Origin of the sequence: Collimonas sp. (assembly GCF_035566555.1) — a bacterium.
Taxonomy (GTDB): domain Bacteria; phylum Pseudomonadota; class Gammaproteobacteria; order Burkholderiales; family Burkholderiaceae_D; genus Collimonas.
Genome location: NZ_DATMRB010000098.1, coordinates 13,781 through 37,464, shown reverse-complemented (window position 1 = coordinate 37,464; position 23,684 = coordinate 13,781). Strand labels below are relative to the sequence as shown.

Below are 23,684 nucleotides of genomic sequence, written 5' to 3'. Positions count from 1 at the left end.
CCATGCTAGCACTCATCCCGCGTTTCCTGTCCCGCCGATCCCGTCTTGCCTTGCTATGCGGCGGTATGCTGTTTGCTGTCTGCGGATCGCCTGCGGCGCACGCCGAGCGGCTCAAGGAGCTGGCCAGCGTCCAGGGCGTGCGCGACAATCCGCTGATCGGCTACGGCCTGATGGTCGGCCTGGACGGCAGCGGCGACCAGACCATGCAGACGCCGTTCACCACCCAGACCCTGAACAACATGCTGTCGCAGCTCGGCATCTCGATGGCGCCGGGCACCAACATGCAACTGAAGAACGTGGCCGCGGTGATGGTGACGGCGACCCTGCCGTCGTTTGCGCGGCCGGGACAGAACATCGACGTTACGGTGTCTTCCATGGGCAACGCTAAGAGCTTGCGCGGCGGCACCTTGCTGATGACGCCGCTGAAAGGTGCCGACGGCATGGTCTACGCGATCGCCCAGGGCAACATGGTGGTCGGCGGCGCCGGCGCATCGGCCAATGGCAGCAAGGTACAGATCAACCAGCTGAGCTCGGGCCGGATTCCAGCCGGCGCCATCGTTGAACGCGCCGTGGCGTCGCCGCTGGGCGAGGCCGGTACGCTGACACTGGAACTGAATGTTTCCGATTTCGGCACTGTGCAAAAAGCGGTCGACGCTATCAACCGCAGCTTCGGCGAGGGCACCGCCAGCGCCCTCGATGCACGCGTGATACAGGTGCGCGCGCCGGCCCAGCCGGAAGCCCGTGTCGGCTTCCTGGCGCGCATGGAAAATCTCGAGGTGACGCCGGCGCAGGCGGTGGCGCGGGTGGTCATCAACGCCCGCACGGGCTCGGTGGTGATGAACCAGACTGTGCGCGTGCTGGATTGTGCGGTAGCGCACGGCAATTTGTCGGTGGTGATCAATACCCAGCCGGTGATCAGCCAGCCCGGGCCGTTTTCCGGCGGCAGCACAGTGGTTACGCAAACCTCGCAAATCCAGTTGAACCAGGCCGGCGGCGCGTTGCAGGTGGTGAAGAACGGAGCATCGCTGGCGGACGTGGTCAAGGGGCTGAATACGCTGGGGGCCAATCCGCAGGACCTGGTGTCTATCCTGCAGGCGATGAAGGCCGCCGGCGCCTTGCGTGCCGAACTTGAAATCATCTAAGGCAGGATTTAAGGCATAAGCATGAGCATTTCCGGTCCTCTCGATAGCAGCCGCAGCGGCGACCTTGACCAGCGCTTTGCGCTCGATGTGCAAAGTGTCGACGCATTGCGCCGGACTACCCGGAATTCACCGCAGGATGGCTTGAAACAGGTGTCGCGCCAGTTCGAAGCGATGTTCATGCAGATGGTGCTGAAGAGCATGCGCGAGGCGACGCCGTCGGACGGCATGTTCGACAGCCAGCAGGAAAAGATGTACACCTCGATGCTGGATCAGCAGCTGGCGCAAAACCTGTCCGGACGCGGCCTTGGTCTGGCGGAAGCAATGCAGGCCCAGCTTAGCCGCGCCGTGGATTCTTCGCAGCAGCCGTCGCCGCTTAGCAAAATGCCGGCTGGCCTGCAGGGGCTGTCGACGCCTGCGGTCAACCCGAATCCGCCAGTGGTTCAGAATCTATCGCTGTACGAAGCCGCCGACTACCGTTCCGGCCGTGCCGGCGCCGGCAATACGCAATCCCAGGTCGACCAGTTCCTGGCGCGCATGAGCGCATCGGCGCAGGCCGCCAGCCGCGCCAGCGGCGTGCCGTCGCAGCTGATCCTGGCGCAGGCGGCGCTGGAATCCGGCTGGGGCAAGCGCGAGATCAAGGGCGCCGATGGCAGCGCCAGCCATAACCTGTTCGGCATCAAGGCCGGCAAGGCCTGGAAAGGGCCGGTAGTGGAAGCCGTGACGACTGAATACGTGGACGGTGCGCCACGTCGGACCAAGGCGCTGTTCCGCGCCTATGGGTCTTACGACGAAGCGTTCACCGATTACGCCCGCTTCCTGACCGGCAATCCACGCTACGCCCAGGTGGTGGCAGCGCGCGATCCGGCCGAAGCGGCGCACGGCCTGCAGCGGGCCGGCTATGCCACCGACCCGCAGTACGGCGAGAAACTGGTGCGGATTCTCAAGCAGATTATCTAGATTTCATCGAAAAACCTAAAATTTCCAAGGCTGCTGCCGTTATATCTTGAGTGAGCCTGGCGGCGATGCCGGGCGGTTGCCTTCTTAGAGGAAGAATGTATGGCGAACAGCATGTTTTATACCGGCCTCAGCGGCCTCAATGCGGCCCAGGCAGCATTGGTGACGACCGGCCATAACACCGCCAATGTGAACACGCCGGGCTACAGCCGGCAGACGGCGCAGATCGTTTCCGCCGGCGGCATCTATACGCCTAGCGTCGGCTTTTTCGGCACTGGAGCGCAAGTGGTCGATGTCAGCCGCAGCTACGATCAGTTCCTGACTTCGCAGCTGAACCAGGCGCAATCGACCAACCAGTCGCTCGGCACCTACTCGGCGCAGATCAACCAGATCAATAACCTGCTGGCCAACCAGACCACCGGCCTGGCGCCGATGCTGCAAACCATGTTCAAGGGCGTGCAGGCGGTCGCCAATACGCCGGCCGATCCGGCCGCGCGCCAGCAGCTGATCAGCAGCAGCCAGGCGCTGGCCAACCAGTTCCGCACCATGAGCGGCGTGCTGAGCGGCCTGAACGCGAATGTCAACGACCAGATCTCGGGATCGGTCAGCCAGATCAATACCTACGCCACCCAGATCGCCAATATCAACAAGCAGATCGCGCTGCTGAGCAACGCCGCCGGCGGCCAGGCCCCGAATGACCTGCTGGACCAGCGCGACAGCCTGGTGAACAGCCTCGGACAACTGGTGGCGACCAAGGTGGTGGTGCAGGATGGCGGTCAGTACAACGTCTTCATCGGCAGCGGCCAGACGCTGGTGCTGGGCGATAAGGCCTCGGCCTTGAAAGCGGTGACTTCCGCCGCCGATCCCAACCGGACTTCGGTGGCGCTGGTGAACGCCGCCGGCGTCGCTGTCGAAATGCAGGACAGCGTGTTTACCGGCGGTTCGCTGGGCGGCCTGATGCAGTTCCGCAATCAGACTCTCGGCGATGCCCAGAATGCGCTGGGACGGATGGCGATCGGCCTGGCCGATTCTTTCAATGCCCAGCACAAGCTGGGCATTGACCTGAACGGCGCTGCCGGCCAGGACTTCTTTTCGCAAGCCAGTCCCGCGGTGATCGGCAATGCCCGCAATACCGGCAACCTGGCGCTAACGTCTTCGTTCAGCGACACCAGCCAGCTGACCACCAGCGATTACCGGGTCGACTATGTGAATGTCGCCGGCAGCCCGCAATATTCAGTGACGCGCTTGTCCGACAACAAGGTGCTGGGCAATTACGCCAGCTTGCCGGTGACCTTTGATGGCGTGTCGCTGCAGGCCGCCAGCGGCACGCCGGCTATCGGCGATTCCTTCCTGGTGCAGCCGACCCGCACCGGCGCCCGCGACCTGAATGTGCTGGTGACCGATCCTGCCAAGGTGGCGGCGGCTTCGCCAGTCGTCAGCGAAAGGGCCGCCGGCAATCAGGGGAGTGCCACTATCGGTCCTGCCAAGATCGACAGCAGCTATCTGGGCGCACCCCTGGCCGCACCGGTGACGCTGAAGTACGACAGCACTACCGCGCCGCCGAGCCTGTCCGGCTTTCCGGCCACTGCTGCCGTCAAGGTCACCAATCCGGACGGCACGGTAGTCAATTATGCGGCAGGCGCCAGCGTCAGCTACACCACCGGCGCCTCCTACAGTTTCGGCGGCATCAGCGCCAGCATCAGCGGCGCACCGGTGAATGGCGACAGCTTCACGCTCAAGCCTAATATCGGCGGCGTCTCCGACGGCAGCAATGCGCTGGCGCTGGGTGCACTGCAAAACAAGAAGACCCTGGCCGGCGGCACCGCCAGCTACACCGACGCGTATGGCCAGCTGGTCAGCAGCATCGGCAACAAGGCTAACCAGATCACCATCGCCAATACCGCACAAACCAGCCTGGCGGCGCAGATCAAGGCGGCCCAGCAGTCGGTCTCGGGCGTCAACCAGGATGAAGAAACCGCCAATCTGCTGATGTACCAGCAAATGTACCAGGCCAATGCCAAGGTGATCCAGACGGCCTCAACCATGTTCGACGCCATCCTCGGGATTGCCGGCTAATGCCGGACAAGATTGCCGGGACCGCGAGATCCTGAGCAGATAAGCTGTAGTCAAGGAGAACAAGATGCGTATCAGTACCCAGTCGTTTTATGATCAGAGCCTGTCCGCGATGGGTTCCCAGCAAACCAGCCTGCTGCGGGTGCAGCAGCAGATCGGCGCCATGAGCAAGATCCTGACGCCGTCCGACGATCCGCTGGGCGCCACGCGCGCCTTGAGCGCGTCGCAGTCGATCTCGCTCAACGACCAGTATTCCGCCAGCCGCGCCCAGGCCAACCGTACGCTGGGGCTGGAAGACAATGCCTTGCAAAGCGTCACCACGCTGCTGCAGAATATCAAGGGGCAGATCGTGCTGGCCGGTAACGCCACCATGAGCGACGCCGACCGCGGTTCGGTCGCCACCGCCTTGCAAAGCACCTATGACCAGTTGCTGGGCCTGGCGAATACCGACGATGGCAATGGCCAGTTCCTGTTCGCCGGCTTCAAGAGCGGCAGCGCGCCATTCGTGCAGCAGGCCGGCGGCGGCGTGCAGTATGTCGGCGACCAGGGCCAGCAGCTGTTGCAGGTGGATGTTTCACGGCAGATGGCCGGCAGCGACGATGGCCGCAGCATCTTCCAGAGCGCACAGGGTGGGGCGGGGTATGTAACGACTTCTTCAGCGGCCAATAGCGGCGACGGCGTCTACGGTGCGACCACCGTGATCGACGCCACCAATCCCGATTTCGGCAAGAATTTTGCGATTGCCTTCACCTCACCGACCAGCTACACCGTAACCAATTCAGACACGCCACCGAAGGTCACTACGGGTACTTACACCGCGGGTACGCCGATCCAGTTCGGCGGGCTGCAGATCACGCTGACCGGTACGCCTGCCGTCGGCGACAGTTTCAATACCAATACCGCAAAGAACGCCAATCCCGACATGTTCGGGGCGCTGAAAGACTTGATCGGCGCATTGCGGACGCCTGTCGATAACGGCACTCCGGCCGCCAAGGCGCAGCTGCTGAATTCGCTCAGTACAGCCAACGTCAAACTCTCCAACTCGCTCGACAACGTGCTGACGGTGCGCTCATCGGTCGGCTCGCGCATGCAGGAGCTGGATACGCTCAGCGCCAACGGCGATGCACGTAATTTGTCGGACAAAAGCTATCTGTCGGATATCCAGGACCTGGACTACACCAGCGCCATCACTGAGCTGTACCAGCGCCAGATGGCCCTGCAGGCGACACAGCAGACATTTGTGCAGATCCGGAAGATTTCGCTGCTTAATTACTTGTAATATTTCAAGGCACGCAGTGTGGCGACGGTTTACTGCTGACTGCGTCTCTGGCAGGCTGCCGCAATATACTGCGCGGCCTGGTCGTTTTCCACGCCGGGCAGATTCTGCAATAGACAAGCCTGGTAGGTCCTCTCAGCGCTTTGCAGGAAAGCGCCTTCCTTGTACAGCTTGCGGCAGGCGTTGACGATCATGTCCGAGGCCTGGCCGGATTTGGCATTTCGCAGGTATTGCAGCACGCACTCGTCATATTGCTGGGTATCGAATGCTACGGCGGGCAATGGCGAAAGCGTCATCATGGCTAACAAGGCGTAGGTCGAATATTTCATGGGCTTCTCGTCGGACGTAAAAGTCGGGAAATCCAGAGTATACATAGCGGCAGGCGGCGTGCAATTGCATTTAGATTAATTTTTGATGAAGAACCGGGTTCAGGGCCGCAACGCTTGCGCCACCTGCAGCATGTTCGCCAGCCCAAGTGCAAACTGCCGTTCCATGAACGGCGCCAGGTGCGGCATCAGCTGCTGCAGCATCAGGATCCCGCCCAGCAGCGTCAAGGGAAATCCCACCGCAAAGATGCTCAGCTGCGGCGAGGCGCGATTTAAGATTCCCATCGCCAGGTTCAAGGTCAGCAGCGCGCCGATCAGCGGCAGCGCCAGCATCAGCGCCGCGGAAAATACGTTGGCGCCGGCCAGCGCCAGCAGATGCCAGCCTTCTGCCGCCAGCGACGCATCGGAAACCGGCAGTACGTGGAAGCTTTCCACCAAAGTGCTGATCACCATCAGATGGCCGTCGGCCGCCAGGAAGATCAGCATCGCCAGCATGTTCAGCAGGCTGGACAGCACCATGGTGTTGCCGCCGCTGTTGGGGTCGAAGAAGGAGGCGAACGACAAGCCCATCTGCAGACCGGCATAGTCGCCGGCGGCTTGCACCGCGGCGAACACCAGGCGCATCGAAAAACCCATGGCGGAGCCGATCAGGACTTGCTGGATCAGGATCCAGACGCCGCCGGCGGAGAACAGGGGCACTGCCGGCATGGGACCTAGGGTAGGAGCGATGGCGATCGCCAGCAAGGCGGCGAGGGCGACCTTGACCTGGCGCGTGACTTTCTTTTCGCCGAATACCGGACTGCTACTGATCAGCGCAAGCATGCGCACGAACGGCCAGACGAAGGCGACGATCCAGGCGCCCAGCTGAGCGGAAGTGACGGACAGTACCGGCGACATCAGCCGACCATATGGGGAATGCTGGAAAACAGCTGGCGCATGTAGTCGAGGATGGCGTTCAGCATCCACGGCCCGGCGATCACCATGGTGGCGCACACCGCCAGTAGTTTAGGAATGAAGGACAGGGTCATTTCATTGATCTGGGTGGCGGCCTGGAACAGGCTGATGATCAGGCCTGTGACCAGGGCTACCAGTAGCAGCGGCGCACCCAGCAGCAGAGTCATTTTCATGGCCTGGAAGCCGATCGCCATTACCGATTCAGGAGTCATCTTGCATCCTCAGGTGTAGAAGCTTTGCGCCAGGGCGCCGATCAGCAGCTGCCAGCCGTCGACCAGCACGAACAGCATCAGTTTGAACGGCAAGGAAATGGTGGCGGGCGGCACCATCATCATGCCCATCGACATCAGCACGCTGGCCACCACCAGGTCGACGATCAGGAAAGGGATGAAGATGGTGAAGCCGATCTGGAAGGCGGTCTTCAGCTCGCTGATGACAAACGCCGGCACCAGGATACGCAGCGGCACTTCTTCCGGCCCTTGCATCTGCGGCGTCTGCGCCAGCTTGGCGAACAGCGCCAGATCGCCTTCGCGGGTCTGTTTCAGCATGAACTGCTTGAACGGCTGGATACCCTTGTCGAGCGCCTGCTCGGCGCTGATCTTGTTGTCGGCAAAGGGCTTATAGGCGTCGCTGTAAGCCTTGTCGAAAACCGGCGACATGACGAAGAAGGTGAGAAACAGGGCAAGCCCGACCAGGATCTGGTTGGGTGGCGAACTCTGGGCGCCGATGGCGGTGCGCAGCAGGCCGAGCACGATGATGATGCGGGTGAAGCTGGTCATCGACAGCAGCAGCGCCGGCAGGAAGGACAGCGAAGTCAGCAGCAGCATGGTCTGGACGCTGAGCGACCAGGTCTGGCTGCCGCCGGGGCCGGTCGTGCTGGTGATGCCGGGCAGCGCCTGGGCAGCGGCGACGGCCGGCAGCAGGCTGAGCGCCAGCAGCAGCGCCGGCAGCAGCGCCGGCAGCAGTTTGCGCTGTTGCGCGAGATAAGAAAGAGGACGCATGCTGCCTGTCAGTGTGAAAATGGTTTGATGAAGCACTCGTCTTGCGCAGGACGGGATCAGCCGGCCGCAGTCATTTTTTTGCCAGCGATTCACGCAGTTTCTGCGCGAACAGGCTGGCGGCGGCGCCAGCGGCGAGAGCGCCTTGGCGGACCGGCAGCCTGGGTTCTTCCGCCAGTTCTTGCGCCGGCATGCTGTGCAGAGACTGGATTTGCCCCGGCGTCACGCCCAGCGCCAGCCAGGTGCCGCCGATTTCCACCACGACGATGCGCTCGCGCTGGCCGAGGGCGGTGCTGGCGACGATTTTCACCAGGCGGCCGCTATTGTGTTTTTGCAGTCCGAGCCGGCGCGCCGCCCACGCGCACAGGAAAATCAGCGCGATCACCACGGCCAGGCCGCTTGCGGTCTGCAGCAGGCCGGTGGCGCCCCAGGCCGCTACGATCGGCGCCGCTGCGGCTGCCGGCGGCGTGGCGACGGTGGCCAGCAATAACAGCCCCGGCCGCAGCGTGAATGCGGCTTTCATCGGTTCAGCTTATGGATGCGTTCGGAAGGCGTGATGATGTCGGTCAGGCGGATGCCGAATTTATCGTTGACCACCACCACCTCGCCCTGGGCGATCAGGTAGCCGTTGATCAGTACGTCCATCGGTTCGCCGGCCAGCCCGTCCAGTTCCACCACGGACCCCTGCGCCAGCTGCAGCAGGTTCTTGATGGTGATACGGGTGCGGCCCAGTTCGGCCGTCATCTGCACCGGAATGTCGAGGATCATGTCGATGTCGGTCTTGGCCACTTCCTTGGCCTCGCCGCTCAGGGGCTGGAACACCGGGCTGGCGGCTGCAGCGGAAGGAGCCGCCGCAGCAGGCTGCGAGGCGGCGGTCTGAGCCGCCAGCGCGCTGGCCCAGTCGTCTTCGGCTTCGGTGTTTGGGTCCGGCTTGTTGTCATCACTCATTGTCATTTCCCTTTAAATCATGTTCGCGGTGATTGATCATCTTTTCGACCCGCAGCGCATAACGGCCGTTGGAGGTGCCGTAGCCGCATTCCATGACCGGCACGCCGTCGACCTTGGCGAGGATGGTCTCCGGCATCTCTATCGGCAGCACGTCGCCGGCCTTGAGCTTCAGCAGCTGGCCGATGGTGGAGGCAATCTGCATGAAATCGACCTTCAACTGCACGTCCGCGCTTTGCACTTGCTGTGACAGCTGCTTGACCCAGCGCTTGTCGATTTCCACTTCGTCCTGCACCGGATTCGACAGCAGGTCGCGGATCGGCTCGATCATCGAATAGGGAATGCAGATATGCAAGGCGCCGCCGATCGGACCGAATTCGATGTGGAAGGTAGTGTTCACCACCACTTCGTTGGGCGTGGCGATATTGGCGAACTTGGTATGCATTTCCGCCCGCAGGTATTCGAATTCAAGCGGATAGATCGGATTCCAGGCGCTGCCGTAGCTCTCCAGCGCCAGGTTCAGCAAGCGGGTGATGATGCGCTGCTCGGTCTGGGTGAAATCGCGGCCTTCGACCCGCATGTGAAAGCGGCCATCGCCGCCGAACAGGTTGTCGACCACCAGGAACACCAGATTCGGATCGAACACGAACAGCGCCGTGCCGCGCAAGGGTTTCATGTGCAGCAGATTGATGTTGGCAGGCACCGGCAGGTGGCGGATGAATTCGCTGTACTTTTGCACATGCACTGCGCCGACTGAAATATCGGGACTGCGGCGCATGAAATTGAACAGGGAGCTGCGCAGCTGCCGTGCAAAGCGCTCGTTGATGATCTCCAGCGTATGCATGCGGCCGCGCACGATGCGTTCCTGGGTGCCCAGGTTGTAGGCTTGCACGCCATCCGCACTGGGCGGCGCCGCCGCCGCGTCAGTCTCGCCGGTGACACCCTGCAGCAGGGCATCTACCTCGTCTTGCGACAGCAGCTGTTCATAAGCCATGGATGAGGGTTCTCGTAAATAAAGTCACGGCTAGCTTCACTGCACCACGAAGGCCGTAAACAGCACATTGGTGATGTGCTGCGGCGGCTGGCTGCCGGCCAGCGGCTTGTTCAGCGCCTTGAGGATTTCCGCCGCCAGCTTGTTCTTGTCGTCGGCGCTGACCAGGGACGCCGGATCGCGGTTCGACAACAGGCTCAGGATGCGGCTGCGGGTTTCCGGCAGATACTGGATGATCTGGGCCTGGGTCTTGGCGTCCGCCACTTTAAGGGTCAGGCCGATATGCAGGAAGCGGTCACGGTCGTCGGCCTGCAGATTGACGGTAAACGGCTCCAGCGCCACGAAGATCGGCGTCTCCGGCATCGGCGCCGCGGTGGCGCTCTTGCCATGGTTTTGCATGAAGGTGAAATAATAAGCGGCGCCGGCGGCCGCCAGGGTTGCCGTCAGCACGATCAGGATCAGTCCGAGCCTGCTTTTCTTGGGTACTGCCGGTGCGTCATTCGCGATTGTTGCCATGGTTGTTCCTGCATCGAAATCCAGCCTTCATTCTTGGCCAAAAGAGGCTTGAACTATCGGCTGATGTAAAGGGATAAAGCGCTTCAGATCCGAGCTTTGTTGCGCCCGGAATTGCTGTTTTTTCCGTTAGGCAAAGATGTCGACCTTGCCATTGCCATTCTTGCTCAGCGCCGCGGCGACCGCGCTGCGTTCCATAAGCGGGCTGCGGTCGGGTACGACTATGTGGCGCTGGAAATGGCCGGACGAACCCTGCTGGCCGTTCTGGTTCTGGGCAAAGGCGCTCTGTTGCTGCTGTTGCTGGGTATCGGCGCTGACCGAGGTGTGGCCGAGGCTGATGCCGCTTTCTGCGAGACTGTTGCGCAACTGGGGCAGGGCGGCTTCCAGCGCTGAACGCACCGACTGGTGGGCCGAAACGAACATGGCCTGGGCCTGGTTGTCGTTCAGGGTCAGCGTAACTTTCAAGGGACCCAGGTCGGGTGGGTTGAGATGCAGTTCGGCAGTCTGGCCGCCGCTATTACCCAGCCAGACCATTTGCTTGCCCAATGCCGGCGCCCAGCTGTCGCTACCTACTATCGGCGTCAGCATCAGCTTCGGCGGCTCCGGCTGAGCGGTATTGCTTATGCTCGCATTGGCGGCGGCATGGCCGTTTGCCAGCACCGGATTGAGCTGGACCGGCGCATCGGGCGCTAACCGGCTGGCGCCGGCCGCGGCGGTTGCCGTTTGGCCGGCGCCAGCGCCAGTCGCCGCCACGCTTTCGGTATGGCGTGGCGCGAATTCGCTATTGCCGCGGCTGTCTGATTTTTCCAGTTTTTCAGTTTTTTCGTGTTTGTCCGAGCGGCCATCGCCGGCGGATGTCTGCTGCCCGCTGTTGTCGCCCACGGCGGCTTGCTTGAGCGGCTGCTCTGCGCCATGCGCAATAGCCGTGAAGGCGTCGGCGGCAGCCTCCTTGCCTGCGGGTGCAGTGCGCGCAGGTGCGGCACCGTTGGCAGGCGTCAGCGCTTCCATCGCGACTGCTGCTGGTGTTGCGGATAGCGGATGCGGGTCGCCGGGTTCTGTTGCAGCTTGCGCCGGCGCTGCTGGTATTGCGGACTTGCCGCCGGCTGCGGCGATGGCGGCATTGAGCTGCTGTTCGGCGGCCGAGGGAGCTTGGCTGTCGCCGCTGAGGCCGGCTTTTGCCGCGAGCGGATTGACCGCAGCCGACGGCTGCGGCATGAACGCCAAGACTGGCAGGCTGGCGTCATCCGGGCTTGCGCGCTCCTTGTCGGCGTCGGCCGGACGGCGCGCCGCGCCAGGTGCAGCGGGCTTGACGCCGCCGCTTGCGCCATCGCTTGCCTTGTCAGCCGGCTGCTCCTGGTTGCCGAGCGTGCGGTTCAGGAGCTGGCCGAAATTGCCGGCGTCGGCTTGCTGCTGGCTAGCGTTGCCGGCGTTGGCAGTGGAACTTGCCTGGGCCGGGGGACTATTGGGTGATACGAGCAAAGACATGAGGATTCCTCGGTGGATTATTCTGCGGCAGCGAGCATGCGCATGCGGAACTGGCGCGCTGCATGTTCGTCGCTGGCACGCTGCTCGCGCTTGTTGGCCAGCTGCGCCTGCTGCTGTTTGACGCGCTCGGCCAGGGTGTCGAACGAATTCAGACGGCGCTTGTTGTTTTGCCAGTCGCTGCGGCCGTGCAGCAGCCGGGTATCGGCCTGGGCGGCGACCGCGCGCTGCTGTTCGATGGCGCCGTCCAGCGTGCCGATGAAATGCTGGAAATTGCGCCAGCGTGAAGACGATACGCCGTCCTGCATCTGCAACTGCAGCTGGTCACAGTATTCCTGGCGGTACTGGATCAGCAGTTCCAGTTTTTGCGCGGCGCCGATCTGCGCCCGCTGCAACTGGCCGAGGCGGCGCGTGGCTTCGTCAGTCTTGTTCTGGGCCAGTTCGATCAGCATGGCGAGCGGTAAGGTGTTTGGCATGATTTCCCCTCAAGTGTGGGTTGCGGTGCGCAGCCTGTGATTGCGGCTTATCTCGAAGTTAACGGCAACGGTTCAGAAAAATGCAGGGCTCTGTGAGCAGTCTTTCAATCCGGCTGGAACAATTGCTCCAGCTCGCTGATCGCCTCCGCATAGCCGGCCCGCTCCTCCATGCCTTGTTGCAAAAACGCTTCGATCTTCGGATACAAGGCTATCGCCTGGTCCAGCTGCAAATCATGACCGGCAGCATAGGCGCCGACGCTGATCAGATCGCGGTTGCGTTGATAGCGCGACAACATCTGCTTAAAGCGGCGCACCGAATCGAATTGCTGCGGCTTGATCAGCGCTGTCATGGCGCGGCTGATCGAGGCTTCGATGTCGATTGCCGGGTAGTGTCCGGATTCGGCCAGGCTGCGTGAAAGCACCACGTGGCCGTCGAGGATGGCGCGGGCGGCGTCGGCGATCGGATCTTGCTGGTCGTCGCCCTCGGTCAGCACGGTATAGAAGGCGGTGATGGCGCCGCCTTTGCCGCTGGCGTCGCGGGCGCCGTTGCCGGCGCGTTCCACCAGCGCCGGCAGTTTGGCGAATACCGAGGGCGGATAACCCTTGGTGGCCGGCGGTTCGCCGACCGCCAGCGCAATTTCGCGCTGGGCCATGGCGTAGCGTGTCAGGGAATCCATGATCAGCAGCACATCCTTGCCCTGGTCGCGGAAGTATTCGGCCAGCGAAGTGGCATATGCCGCACCCTGCAGGCGCAGCAGCGGCGAGGTGTCGGCCGGCGCGGCGACCACCACGGCGCGCGCCAGGCCTTCGACGCCGAGCGTGTTTTCGATGAAATCCTTGACCTCGCGGCCGCGTTCGCCGATCAGGCCGACCACGATCACTTCGGCGCTGGTATAGCGCGCCATCATTCCCAGCAAGACGCTTTTACCAACGCCGGAACCGGCAAACAGCCCCATGCGCTGGCCGCGGCCGACGGTGAGCAAGGCGTTGATGGCGCGCACGCCGACGTCCAGCACGCTATCGATGGGTGCGCGCGCCAGCGGGTTGATGGGGGCGGCGGAGAGCGCTACTTCGCGGCTGAAATCGAGCGGACCGAGGCCGTCCAGCGGCCTGCCGGCGGCGTCGACCACGCGGCCCAGCATGCCTTCTCCGACCGGCAGGCGCTTGCTGCCCGCTTCGGCTGAGTTGCCTGCACCGGAGGAGTTGCTGGCTTCCAGCGGATAGACGCGAGCCCCCGGCAGCAGTCCGGCGACTTCGGTTTGCGGCATCAGGAACAGGCGGTCGCCGGCGAAGCCGACTACTTCCGCTTCGGTGGTGCGTTGCGCATAGCCGGGCGGCAGTTCGATCAGGCAATCGCTGCCGACCGGCAGCCGCAGCCCCACCGCTTCCAGCACCAGGCCGACTGCGCGCGTCAGGCGGCCATAAGTGCGGATAGGAACGCTGCGGCCGACGCTCAGGCTGGCGTTGGTCAGCGCCTGGCGCCAGGCCTGCAGGTGACGATTCGGCGCCGCGGCGCTGTCAACGCTGGCGATTTCAGTCATGGGAGGGACCGGGGAGATGACGGCCAAGCGCCGCCGCTACTCTTTGCCAGCGGGCTTCCATGGTGGCGTCCAGTTCGCCGCTGCCGGCTTGCACGCGGCAGCCGCCGCGGCTGATCGCCGGATCGGCGCGTAGCAGCCAGCCGGCGGCTTGCAGGTCTTCCGCCAGATATTGCTGGACCAGCGGCAGGTCGTCGCCATGCAGCAGCAGGCGCGGGGTGCCGCTCAATGCCGGTTCGGTCTGCAGCAGTTCGCGCACGGCCGCCAGGATCAGCTGCGGCTCGATGGACAGGGCCTGGCGCACCACTTGGCGGGCGATGTCCAGCGCCAGCGTCGTCAATCCATCGGCCACTTCCTTTTCCGCCAGGCGCAGGGCTGCCGGCATGGCTTGACTAAGCTGGTGCAGGCTATCGGCTTCCTTGCGCGCAATTTCCAGGCCGGCGTCATAGCCGGTCTGCCAGCCTGCGGCGTGACCTTGCAGGCGGCCCTCGGCAGCGCCGTCGTCCTGCGCTTGCTGGCGCAGGTGCTGCAGCTCCGCTTCATCGATCAGCAGCCTGGGCTCCAGGCTGGCCAGCGTGTCGGCTGCCGCGGGGTTGACGGCTTCCATCGCGGCCGGCGCCAGGGGCAACTGCACGTCAGCCATCTCCCAGCGCTGCCAGGCCGTCATTTGCGCCTTCGGCAAGCTGGCGCGCCGCGCCGGATCAGACGTACGCATCGTTGCCTTGTCCACCGATCACGATTTCGCCGGCATCGGCCAGCCTGCGCACGATCTGCAAGATATTCTTTTGTTCGCTCTCGACTTGCGAGACCCGCACCGGACCGCGCACTTCGAGATCTTCGCGCAGCATTTCCGCTGCCCGCTGCGACATGTTGCGCAGGAATTTCTCGCGCAGTTCTGGCGCTGCGCCCTTGAGGGCGATGATGAGCGATTCCGATTCGACTTCCTTGAGCAGCAGCTGGATGCCGCGGTCTTCGATTTCCAGCAGATTCTCGAACAGGAACATTTCGTCGATGATGCGCTGCGCCAGGTCGCCGTCGTGTTCGCGCACATGCTGGATCACGCTTTCTTCCTGGGTGCTGCTCATCAGGTTGAGGATTTCCGCCGCCGCCCTGACGCCGCCCAGGCGGCTGCGCTTGACGCCCTGGCCGGACAGCAGGCCGGACAGTACTTCGGTCAATTCGCTGAGCGCCTCCGGCTGCACGCCGCCGAAGGTGGCGACGCGCAGGATGACGTCGTGCCGCAGGCGTTCGGTGAACAGTTCCAGCACCTCGGATGCCTTGCTGCGGTCCAGATGCACCAGCAGGGTAGCGATGATCTGCGGGTGTTCGTCGCGGATCAGTTCGGCCACTTCGCTGGCTTCCAGCCAGTTGAGGGTGTCGATGCCATTGGTGGAGTTGTTGCCGGATTCCAGGATGTCTTCGATCAGGCTGGCGGCGCGGTCATTGCCCAGCGCCTTGTTCAGCACTGCGCGGATATAGCTGCCGGAGTCCAGGTTGAGGGCCGAAAACTGTTCGGTCTCGAGACGGAATTCTTCCATCACTTCGGCGATCTGTTCGCGCGTTACCTGGCGCAGCTTGGACATCGCCATGCCGAGCTTTTGCACGTCCTGCGGGGTCATGTGCTGGAACACCGCGGCGGCGCCGTCTTCGCCCAGCGACATCAGCAGGATGGCGCTTTTTCTGATTCCGTCGTCACTCATGATTGCCCATCCAGTTCTTGATTACCATGGCGACCAGGCGCGGATCTTTCTCGGCCAGAGCTTGCGCATGCTGCAGGTTGTCTTGATGGCGGTCGGCCTGGCGCTGCCTTGCTTCTTCGCTCAGCTTGTTCTGCTCCGGCGACTGTGCCTGGTTTGTGCCGGATGCGGCGCCGGGAGCGCCGGACGGGCCTGTTGCGCCAGCCGGCGGGCCTTGCAGATGCTTGCGCAGCAGCGGCCTGGCGATGCCGAACCAGAGCCACAAAGCGGCAATCCCCAGCAGCAGGTACTTGCCGACGCTCTTGGCCAGTTCGATATTGCCGGCCTGGCGCCACAGCGGCAGTTCCGGTTCCGGCGCATCGCCGGCAAACTGGCTGTTCACCACATTCAGCGAATCGCCGCGCTCGGCGCTGTAACCCATGGCTTGCCTGACCAGATTCTTGACCTGTTCCATTTCCGCTGCCGGCAAAGCCTGGGCGCTGATTTTGCCCTGGGCGTTGGCAGCGCCGCGATAGTTGACCACCACCGCCACCGACAATCGCTTGATCGCGCCGGCACTCTGCTGGACGTGGCTGATCGAGCGGTCCACTTCATAGTTGGTGGTGACGTCGCGCCGCACATTGCTGGAACCGCCGCTGCGCGCGGTATTGCTGGCGGTATTGGCCGGATTGGCCTGGGCGCCGGCTACTCCCGGCTGGCCCGGCGGCGTGGTGCTGAGCGGCGCCGTCGGATTGATCGGCGGCTGGTTCGACAAGGCGCCCGGCACGCCGCCCGGCGGCGTCGCGCCCTGCTGGTTGGCATCGCTCGATTGCTGACTGCGGATTGCTGCTTTGGCTGGATCCTGGTTGGGGCTGTATTTTTCGTCGGTATGTTCCACCGTTGAGAAATCGATATCGGCGGCCACCTGTGCCCGTACATTGGCGGCGCCGACGATGGGCTGCAGGATCGCTTCAATGCGGCGGATATAGCTTTGCTCGATTTCCTGCGAATATTTCAGCTGGCTGGCGTCCAGGCCACGGTTGCCGGTACTTGGCGTGGAAAGCAGGTTGCCGCTCTGGTCGACGATGGTGACGTTCTTGGCGCTCAGTTCCGGCACGCTGCTCGATACCAGATGGGCAATGGCGCTGACCTGGCCATCGTCGAGCGAGCGGCCGTGGTACAGCGTGATGACCACCGAGGCGCTCGGCTTTTGCTGGTCGCGCACAAACAGCGAAGGCTTGGGCAGCGCCAGATGGACGCGCGCCGCTTCGACGGCCGAAATCGACTCTACCGAGCGCGCCAGTTCGCCTTCCAGCGCCCGCTGGTAGTTGACCTGCTCGGCAAACTGGCTGACGCCGAATTTCTGGTTATCCATCAGCTCGAAGCCGACCGAGCCTCCCTTGGGCAAGCCCTGGGAAGCTAGCCGCAGGCGTGCCTCATGGACTTGTTCGGCGGCCACCAGCACGGCGCCGCCGCCTTCGGCGAATTTGTAGGGAATGTTCATCTGCTGCAGCGAGGCGATGATGGCGCCGCCGTCGCGGTCCGACAGATTGCTGTACAGGACCTTATAGTCCGGCGCCCGGCTCCACAGCCAGAAGGCGGCAATGGCGGCGACGGCGAGCGAAGCGCCCAGCATCAGCGGCAGCTTGGGGTTGGCGCGCAGCTGTTCCAGCAACGGCGGTTTCTGGTTGCCGGCGAGGCCGGCGGCGGTGGCAGCGTTCATACAAGCACCCCTGGCAACGACGGACCGCGGCGGCTGACGATGCTAGCGATGCGCTTCTGTGTATCTGGCATACAGCAAGCTTTCCTTAGAATGGGATAACAGATGTCAACAAAGGTCCAGCGGCGATCAATGTGCAGCCTGTGCCGACCCTAACGATTGTCAACGGCCGGGCAGTTTTTCGATCGCTTGAATAGCCGCGCTTTTTCCTGTTATTTGCCGGAATGCAAAAAAATCTTTGCTGTTACGCTTTGAAGCCTGATGACAGGCATGCGTTGCCGCCGCTGCCCGCCATGCCTCGGCGGGCAGCGGCGCGAGGTAGAGAACCCGCCAAACCAAGCAAGAGAGGAAGCAATATGGACATATCGGCTATTGAATCAGTGTTGCAGCAACTGACGGCGACGGCGCAGGTCGCCGCCGGCAGCCCAGCCGCGGCCAACGGCATCGCCGGCGGCGGTTTCGCCGACGAAATGAAAAAAACGCTGGAGCGTATCAGCAACGGTCAGCAGCATGCAGCTGGCCAGGCCGAGGCATTCGAACTGGGCAAGCCGGGGGTGTCGCTGAACGACGTCATGATCGATTTGCAAAAAGCCAATGTCGGTTTCCAGATGGGCCTGCAGGTACGCAACCGGGTGGTTGCTGCGTATCAGGAAATCATGAACATGCAAGCCTGAAGGGTAGTTTTGGAACAAGCATGTGTAGAGCACGGCGTCAGCTATCTGCTGCAGGAGGCGGCCGATATTGAAAGTATCCTGCGCGAGCTGGAGCGCCAGAACAGTCCGCTGAGCATGCGTTTGCTGAGCGGCGGCGAAGCGCTGGTCACGCGCCTGGTGGCGGTGGCGCTGGCGCATGACATCTTCATCCATGCCGGCGACGCCGACGGTTATGGTGCGCTGTACACCCCGGGCGACCTGTTGTGCTTCGACGGTGCGCTGGACGGCGCCGGCGTGCGCTTCGTCGCCAGCGTGGCTGGCAGCGGCATGAGTCCGTGGCCGCAGGCGCTGGCGGCGTCCATCCCGACTTGCATCGCCTACTTTCCACAGCAGAAATTCATCCGCGTCGGCCTGCAGCCGGTGGAAGCTGGCGTGGTCAGGGCCAAGCTGCGCGACGGCAACGACTTTGTGCTGGACGTGCATGACCTCAGCGCCCGTGGCATAGGGTTGCGCTCATCCTACGTTAGCGCGCAAGCGCTGCCGGTCGGCACGGTGTTGCCGGCGGCGGTGCTGGATTTTCGCTCGTCCGGAAGGCTGCAGGTGGATCTGCGGGTAGTGTTCAGCCGCAGCGTGCAGGGGAGGGAGGGCATGGTCAACCATTTCGGCTGCTATTACGTCGATCTGGACCAGGCAAGGCGGAGCCTGGGGGGCTTGCTGGCTCCATGAACAGGCGGCAGTGCGCAGCTTTGCTTATTTTTGCGACAGAGCCTAAATGTTTTCCAGGCAACTGCCGATAACCTGAATAACGGTGGCTTGCTCGTTCCGGTTGTTCCTTCCCGGGAGCGAGTCCAGCGTTACGGCGGCTTAGCCGGAACCCATAAACTATTGCAACAGGAGTCATGCCATGTCTGTCATCAATACCAATATTCTCTCGCTGGTAGCGCAAAACAACCTCACCAAGTCGGCTTCGTCACTGAGCTCGGCCATCCAGCGCCTGTCTTCGGGCATGCGCATCAACAGCGCCAAGGACGACGCTGCCGGCCAGGCCATCGCCAACCGTTTCACTGCCAATATCACTGGCCTGACACAGGCGTCGCGCAACGCCAGCGACGGCATTTCGCTGGCGCAAACCACTGAAGGCGCGCTGACGGAAGTCAACAACAATCTGCAGCGGATTCGTGAACTGGCAACGCAGGCTGCAACCGGCACCAACTCTTCCAGCGACCTGCAATCGATCCAGGATGAAGTTGGCCAGCGCCTGAAGGAAATCGACCGCATTTCTTCGCAAACCGACTTCAACGGCGTCAAGGTCCTGGCGACCAATCAGACTCTGAATATCCAGGTCGGCGCCAACGACGGCCAGACTATCGGCATCGGTCTGCAAAAGATCGATTCGACAGCGCTGAAACTGAACACCCTGAACCTGGCTGGCCCTACCGGCGCGACAACCGCCCTGGCGCCTACCGGCAAAGACAATACGGGTGCTTCGGTCGCCGTGGCTGCCGGCGGCTTCACTGCGGTCAACCGCGACGCGGCGGCTGGCTTTACCGCAACGGTTGCCGATCTGGTAACTGATGCACGCGGCAATACCTACGTCAAGAACGGGACCAACTTCTACGCCGCCACCGTGACTGTCGCGGACGCAACGCAAGGTGCAACAGTTGCTGGACCTACCTCCACGGTTACTTACGATTCCTCGAAGTCATTGACAGCGGCCAGCGGCAGCCCGCTGACAGCAATGGACAGCGCCTTGTCGCAAGTCGACAGCCTGCGCAGCTCGCTGGGCGCGGTGCAAAACCGTTTTGCTTCGACTATCGCCAACCTGGGTACCACGGTGACCAACCTGTCTTCCTCGCGTTCGGGAATCCAGGATGCGGACTACGCGACCGAAGTGTCGAACATGACCCGTTCGCAGATTCTGCAACAAGCCGGCACGTCGGTGCTGGCGAAGGCAAACCAATCGACACAAAGCGTGTTGACCTTGCTGCAATAAACGTTGTCTTGATGCCGGCGGCGGCGCTGTTTGCCGCCGCTGGCGTTGTCATTGTGAGCGGGTCGGCTGGTCGTGCGGCCGCCCGCTGTTTTACCGTACGTTTTCCAGTCCGGTTTGCATAGGCAGACCGGAGCGGACAAGGTAGCGGCAGGAGAGGATGCAATGTCAAATTCAATCAATCTGCTGGTTGCAGGCCGTAGCCTGGCAGCCGAAAGTGGCGCCGTCGATGGCGCTGCCGGCGGTGCCAGACCGGCCGCCAGCGAGAGCGCCGCTGCCGCCGGCAAAGATGTGGATACCGGCGCCTGGACGTTGGCAGCGAGGACGCAACGCAGCCAGCTGCAGGAGAGGATCGACGAGATCAACCACCAGCTGCAATTGAAGGCTGTCAGCGTGCAGTTCCAGATCGAGCCAGGCTATAAGGATGTCATCTTGAAAGTAGTGGACCAGCAGGACGGCAAGGTGGTGTTGCAGATTCCCAGCGAAGAAGTGGTGCGCATCGCCAGGGTCATGGACCAGCTCAAGGGCGTACTGCTGGAAAAGACTGCATGACACTGCTCAACTGAAAACAAAATTGAATGTAAAGGAATTGATATGGCTTTAGTGACTTCCCTGGGTTCTGCATCCGGATTGCCGCTGGCGACTTTGCTGAGCAACATTACGGTCGCGGAAAACGCCCCCCTGAATGCGTTGACCAACCAGCAGACCGCTTATAACTCCAAATTATCCGCCTATGGCAGCATCCAGAGCGCCTTGAGCGCATTGCAGACAGCCGCCGCGCAACTGGGCAATCCGACCCTGTTTCAAAGTGTCGCCCCGACGTCCAGCGCACCGGCGGTATTGAATGCAACGGCCGGCACCACGGCGGCCAGCGGATCCTACCTGGTCAATGTCAGTCAGCTGGCACAGGCGCAATCGCTGGCCACGCCGGGTGTCGCCAACACTGCCACCACCATCGGCTCCGGCACCGTGACGCTACAGTTCGGCAGCATTTCCGGCGGCACCCTGGATCCTGTCACCGGTAAATACAGCGGCGCTGCATTTACCGCCGATCCGACCCGCGCCGCAGCCTCGATCACCATCAACTCCAGCAACAGCTCGATGGCTGGCATCCGCGATGCGATCAATCAGAACAAGGCGCTTGGCGTTACCGCGTCGATCGTCAACGACGGCAGCAGCACCCCTAATCGCCTGGTGCTGACTTCCAACGCCACCGGCGCCACTTCGGTCATGCGCATTTCAGTGAGCGGCGATACAGCTTTGTCCAACCTGCTGGCGAACGATCCGGCCGGCACCCAAAACATGCAGCAGACGGTAGAAGCGAAGAATGCGCAGATGACGGTAAATGGCATCGCTGTCACCAGCACCAGCAACACTGTCAAGGAGGCGGTGCAGGGCGTCACCATGACGCTCACCGGAACCGGTAACAGCACGCTGTCCTTGCAAACCAATACCGCCAGCGTGCAAACCGCGATCACCAATTTTGTCACTGCCTATAACAGCCTGCAGACGGTCAGCAAGCAGCTGACCGCCTTCACCGCGGATGCCAATTCGCACTCGTATTCGCAGGCGCCGCTGGCCGGCGATTCGACCTTGCGCAATATCCAGATGCAGATACGCGACACCATGAACACGCCGCAGCCGCCGCTGGCCGGCAGCAACGGCGCGCCGCTGACGATGATGGCGCAGATCGGCGTGACCTTCCAGGCCGACGGCACCATGGCGGTCGATTCGACCAAATTGACGGCGGCCCTGAATAGCAACCTGAGCGGCGTGCAAAATCTGTTCTCCAGCGCCAGCGGCAAGACCGGCGTCGGTTCCACCATGTCGACCCTGCTGACCAGCTTCACCGCCAGCAACGGGCCGCTGAAGACAGCGACCAACGGCTTGAACAGTTCTCTCAAGACGCTGGCGGCGCAGATGACCAGCACGCAATCCGTGATCAGCACCACGATTGCGCGCTACACCAAGCAGTTCACCGATCTCGATAGCCTGGTCGCCAGCATGAACCAGACCGCTAATTATCTGACCCAGCAATTTGCGGCCATCGACGGCAGTTCCAAGTAAGGCAAGCCAAACATGTACACATCCTCTGCCACCATCCCGGCTGCCAGCCCTGGCGCCCGCGCCTACGCCCGCGTCGGCATCGAAAGCGCCGTCATGAGCGCCACGCCGCAGCAATTGCTGACGATGCTGTTCGACGGCGCCAAGGCCGCCATCGGCATGGCGCGCCATCATATGGCGCAACGCGATATCGTCGCCAAGGGTAATGCCATTTCGAAGGCGATCAGCATCATCGACAGCGGCCTCAAGGCCAGCCTGGATGCCGAAGCGGGCGGCAGCGCCGGCGCCGAACTGGCGGCCAATCTGTCGGCGCTGTATGACTATATCAATCAGCGCCTGCTGTTCGCCAACCTGCATAACGATCCTGCCATGCTGGATGAAGCCGAGCGCCTGCTGGAAAATATCGCCTCGGCATGGCGCGAAATCAACGGCGTGCAGAAGGTGACGGAGAATGCCGGTTTTGCTGCCGCCGAATTCGCTGCGAGGAGCTGACATGACGCCGCAACATGAAGTAATGGATTGCTACGAGCAGATTGCGCCCTTGACCGGCCGCATGCTGGTGCTGGCGCGTGCCGGCGACTGGGACGGGCTGGTGACGCTCGGGCATGAATTCCGCGCCTGCGTCGAGCGCCTGAAAGGCCTGGAGTTGCCGGTGCCGCTGGAGCCGTCGCAACTGCTGCGCAAGCATGATCTGCTGAACCGGATCCTGGCCGACGATGCGGAAATCCGCGACCTGGCCACGCCGGAGCTGGCGCAGCTAAGCAGCCTGCTGGGCAATATGCACAGGCAGCAGCATCTCAACCATGCTTACGGCCAGTAGTCCAGGCTTGCGGCAATGAGCGGCGGCACGCCTTTGATTGACAAGCTGCTGTCGACGCCCGCGCTGCAGCGCTCCGACCTGGTGCCCTTGAAGGGCCAGTTGGGGATCTTGCAGCCGGATGTCATTACCGATGTCGAGGCGGTGGCGAACGATACCCGGTTGCCTTCACGCGCTGCAATCGAACGCCAGCTCGGCGTCGATCCCGGCCTGGGGACGCCGGCATCCGCACTACGGCCGGCGGCCGGCACGGCTGATGGGGCGAGCCTGAGCGCCACGGCGCGTCTGATCAGTACAATCCTGGGGACGGCGCCTGCCGCAACGGAAGCCGTGCGCGGCGCGGCGCCATTGTGGCAGGCCGCAACTGCCCCGGATAGCGCACAATTAGCAGCCGCGCTGGCGCGCAATGTCGCCGGCAGCGGCTTGTTTTATGAGTCGCACCTGCTGCAATTTTTTACTGGTCAGCGCACATTAGTGCAGTTACGCAAGGAGCGGCAGGCGGCTCTGCGGGATTCTTCCTTGAGCGATGACGCCGCTGTCTCGGCAACTGCAAATGCACGGACCGGGGCTGGCCTCGCCGCTGCGGCGGCCGCGACTCCGGCAGATGCTATCCCTTTGCTGCGCCAGCAACTCGAACTGTTGGCCTTATCGCAATTTCGCTGGAGCGGTGAAGCTTGGCCGGGCGCCGGCATGGAATGGGAAATCACCGAGCGCGGACAGCGCCGGCAGGATAGAGGCGAGGGCGGCGCCGAAGAAGCGCAGTGCAGCTGGAGCACCAGCCTGAGCATGAGCTTGCCGCGGCTCGGCGATATTGTGCTGCACTTGCGTGTCCTGGACGGAAATTGGGAGCTTGAGCTGGCGGCAGCCGCCGCGCCTGCGTTGTCATCCATGCAGGCTGCCAGCGCGCAGCTGCAACAGCGGTTTGCCGCTGCTGGCTTGCCGTTGCGCGCGTTGAAAGTGGTGCAATTGCCACAATCGGAAACAAAAAACGATTCCTAGAAAATAACTGGAACAGAATTAAATAATTGTATTAGAGTAATATTCAATTATTGCCTGTGGGATGCATTAATTATGGTAAAGACAGCTGTATATCGCC

At 62.6% G+C, this 23,684-nt stretch carries 26 protein-coding genes; 12 read left to right on the top strand and 14 right to left on the bottom strand.

Going from position 1 to position 23,684, the window contains the following annotated elements; genetic code table 11:
- Positions 1–2 precede the first annotated feature (2 nt).
- The 4 genes from VNZ65_RS12630 to flgL all read left to right on the top strand — a co-directional run bounded on the left by VNZ65_RS12630 (position 3) and on the right by flgL (position 5,448).
- The gene (locus VNZ65_RS12630) at positions 3–1,142 is read left to right on the top strand and encodes a flagellar basal body P-ring protein FlgI (RefSeq protein ID WP_414649114.1); all 1,140 of its coding nucleotides are present in this window, start codon (positions 3–5) and stop codon (positions 1,140–1,142) included.
- Between the two features lie 21 nt (positions 1,143–1,163).
- A complete protein-coding gene (flgJ, locus tag VNZ65_RS12625) occupies positions 1,164–2,099 on the top strand; it encodes a flagellar assembly peptidoglycan hydrolase FlgJ (RefSeq protein WP_325669472.1) in 936 nt (311 codons plus the stop codon).
- A 99-nt stretch (positions 2,100–2,198) separates the two neighbouring features.
- Entirely contained in the window at positions 2,199–4,172 is a 1,974-nt protein-coding gene (gene flgK, locus VNZ65_RS12620) for a flagellar hook-associated protein FlgK (protein WP_325669470.1), read from the top strand.
- 64 nt (positions 4,173–4,236) lie between these two features.
- The gene (flgL, locus tag VNZ65_RS12615) at positions 4,237–5,448 is read left to right on the top strand and encodes a flagellar hook-associated protein FlgL (protein ID WP_325669468.1); all 1,212 of its coding nucleotides are present in this window, start codon (positions 4,237–4,239) and stop codon (positions 5,446–5,448) included.
- Positions 5,449–5,477: 29 nt separating this feature from the next.
- Here the strand turns inward: flgL and VNZ65_RS12610 are convergent, their stop codons facing one another.
- The 14 genes from VNZ65_RS12610 to fliF all read right to left on the bottom strand — a co-directional run bounded on the left by VNZ65_RS12610 (position 5,478) and on the right by fliF (position 17,067).
- Complete coding sequence (locus VNZ65_RS12610; RefSeq protein WP_325669466.1) at positions 5,478–5,774, bottom strand: VF_A0006 family four-cysteine protein; 297 nt, start codon at positions 5,772–5,774, stop codon at positions 5,478–5,480.
- Between the two features lie 99 nt (positions 5,775–5,873).
- Positions 5,874–6,668 (bottom strand): flagellar biosynthetic protein FliR, encoded by a 795-nt coding sequence (gene fliR / locus VNZ65_RS12605; protein ID WP_325669465.1) that lies wholly within the window; start codon positions 6,666–6,668, stop codon positions 5,874–5,876.
- On the bottom strand, positions 6,668–6,937 hold the full coding sequence (gene fliQ / locus VNZ65_RS12600) for a flagellar biosynthesis protein FliQ (protein WP_325669463.1): 270 nt from the start codon (positions 6,935–6,937) through the stop codon (positions 6,668–6,670). Before fliQ ends, fliR begins: the two co-directional genes overlap by 1 nt.
- 9 nt (positions 6,938–6,946) lie before the next feature.
- Positions 6,947–7,726 carry a flagellar type III secretion system pore protein FliP gene (gene fliP / locus VNZ65_RS12595; protein WP_325669461.1) on the bottom strand — a complete coding sequence of 260 codons (780 nt, stop codon included), beginning with the start codon at positions 7,724–7,726 and terminating at the stop codon, positions 6,947–6,949.
- A gap of 70 nt (positions 7,727–7,796) precedes the next feature.
- On the bottom strand, positions 7,797–8,246 hold the full coding sequence (gene fliO, locus VNZ65_RS12590) for a flagellar biosynthetic protein FliO (RefSeq protein WP_325669459.1): 450 nt from the start codon (positions 8,244–8,246) through the stop codon (positions 7,797–7,799).
- On the bottom strand, positions 8,243–8,671 hold the full coding sequence (gene fliN, locus VNZ65_RS12585) for a flagellar motor switch protein FliN (protein ID WP_325669457.1): 429 nt from the start codon (positions 8,669–8,671) through the stop codon (positions 8,243–8,245). Before fliN ends, fliO begins: the two co-directional genes overlap by 4 nt.
- Positions 8,664–9,662 carry a flagellar motor switch protein FliM gene (gene fliM / locus VNZ65_RS12580; RefSeq protein WP_325669455.1) on the bottom strand — a complete coding sequence of 333 codons (999 nt, stop codon included), beginning with the start codon at positions 9,660–9,662 and terminating at the stop codon, positions 8,664–8,666. The genes fliN and fliM overlap by 8 nt, the downstream gene beginning before the upstream one ends.
- A 36-nt stretch (positions 9,663–9,698) precedes the next feature.
- Positions 9,699–10,175: a flagellar basal body-associated protein FliL gene (gene fliL / locus VNZ65_RS12575; protein WP_325669453.1), complete on the bottom strand. Its 477-nt coding sequence runs from the start codon at positions 10,173–10,175 to the stop codon at positions 9,699–9,701.
- 126 nt (positions 10,176–10,301) lie between these two features.
- Positions 10,302–11,657, bottom strand: a complete 1,356-nt coding sequence (locus VNZ65_RS12570) for a flagellar hook-length control protein FliK (RefSeq protein ID WP_325669451.1) — start codon at positions 11,655–11,657, stop codon at positions 10,302–10,304.
- A gap of 17 nt (positions 11,658–11,674) precedes the next feature.
- Positions 11,675–12,130: a flagellar export protein FliJ gene (gene fliJ, locus VNZ65_RS12565; RefSeq protein WP_325669449.1), complete on the bottom strand. Its 456-nt coding sequence runs from the start codon at positions 12,128–12,130 to the stop codon at positions 11,675–11,677.
- Positions 12,131–12,234: 104 nt separating this feature from the next.
- Positions 12,235–13,671, bottom strand: coding sequence for a flagellar protein export ATPase FliI (gene fliI, locus VNZ65_RS12560; protein ID WP_325669447.1), 1,437 nt, complete (start codon positions 13,669–13,671; stop codon positions 12,235–12,237).
- Positions 13,664–14,383: a flagellar assembly protein FliH gene (fliH, locus tag VNZ65_RS12555; RefSeq protein WP_325669445.1), complete on the bottom strand. Its 720-nt coding sequence runs from the start codon at positions 14,381–14,383 to the stop codon at positions 13,664–13,666. Before fliH ends, fliI begins: the two co-directional genes overlap by 8 nt.
- Positions 14,370–15,368, bottom strand: a complete 999-nt coding sequence (gene fliG, locus VNZ65_RS12550; RefSeq protein ID WP_325669443.1) for a flagellar motor switch protein FliG — start codon at positions 15,366–15,368, stop codon at positions 14,370–14,372. The genes fliH and fliG overlap by 14 nt, the downstream gene beginning before the upstream one ends.
- Positions 15,361–17,067, bottom strand: a complete 1,707-nt coding sequence (gene fliF, locus VNZ65_RS12545) for a flagellar basal-body MS-ring/collar protein FliF (protein WP_325669441.1) — start codon at positions 17,065–17,067, stop codon at positions 15,361–15,363. Before fliF ends, fliG begins: the two co-directional genes overlap by 8 nt.
- 353 nt (positions 17,068–17,420) lie before the next feature.
- Between fliF and fliE the strand changes: the two genes are divergently transcribed.
- The 8 genes from fliE (at position 17,421) to VNZ65_RS12505 (ending at position 23,587) form a co-directional block, all read left to right on the top strand.
- Positions 17,421–17,738, top strand: coding sequence for a flagellar hook-basal body complex protein FliE (gene fliE, locus VNZ65_RS12540; RefSeq protein ID WP_325669439.1), 318 nt, complete (start codon positions 17,421–17,423; stop codon positions 17,736–17,738).
- A 9-nt stretch (positions 17,739–17,747) separates the two neighbouring features.
- On the top strand, positions 17,748–18,443 hold the full coding sequence (locus VNZ65_RS12535) for a flagellar regulator YcgR PilZN domain-containing protein (RefSeq protein ID WP_325669437.1): 696 nt from the start codon (positions 17,748–17,750) through the stop codon (positions 18,441–18,443).
- Between the two features lie 178 nt (positions 18,444–18,621).
- Positions 18,622–19,710 carry a FliC/FljB family flagellin gene (locus tag VNZ65_RS12530; RefSeq protein ID WP_325669435.1) on the top strand — a complete coding sequence of 363 codons (1,089 nt, stop codon included), beginning with the start codon at positions 18,622–18,624 and terminating at the stop codon, positions 19,708–19,710.
- Between the two features lie 162 nt (positions 19,711–19,872).
- Positions 19,873–20,259, top strand: coding sequence for a flagellar protein FlaG (locus VNZ65_RS12525; RefSeq protein ID WP_325669433.1), 387 nt, complete (start codon positions 19,873–19,875; stop codon positions 20,257–20,259).
- Between the two features lie 42 nt (positions 20,260–20,301).
- Positions 20,302–21,774 (top strand): flagellar filament capping protein FliD, encoded by a 1,473-nt coding sequence (gene fliD, locus VNZ65_RS12520; protein ID WP_325669432.1) that lies wholly within the window; start codon positions 20,302–20,304, stop codon positions 21,772–21,774.
- Positions 21,775–21,786: 12 nt separating this feature from the next.
- Positions 21,787–22,263 (top strand): flagellar export chaperone FliS, encoded by a 477-nt coding sequence (gene fliS, locus VNZ65_RS12515; RefSeq protein ID WP_325669430.1) that lies wholly within the window; start codon positions 21,787–21,789, stop codon positions 22,261–22,263.
- A gap of 1 nt (position 22,264) precedes the next feature.
- Complete coding sequence (locus VNZ65_RS12510) at positions 22,265–22,591, top strand: flagellar protein FliT (protein WP_325669428.1); 327 nt, start codon at positions 22,265–22,267, stop codon at positions 22,589–22,591.
- Positions 22,592–22,606: 15 nt separating this feature from the next.
- Positions 22,607–23,587: a flagellar hook-length control protein FliK gene (locus tag VNZ65_RS12505; RefSeq protein ID WP_325669426.1), complete on the top strand. Its 981-nt coding sequence runs from the start codon at positions 22,607–22,609 to the stop codon at positions 23,585–23,587.
- Positions 23,588–23,684: the final 97 nt, after the last annotated feature.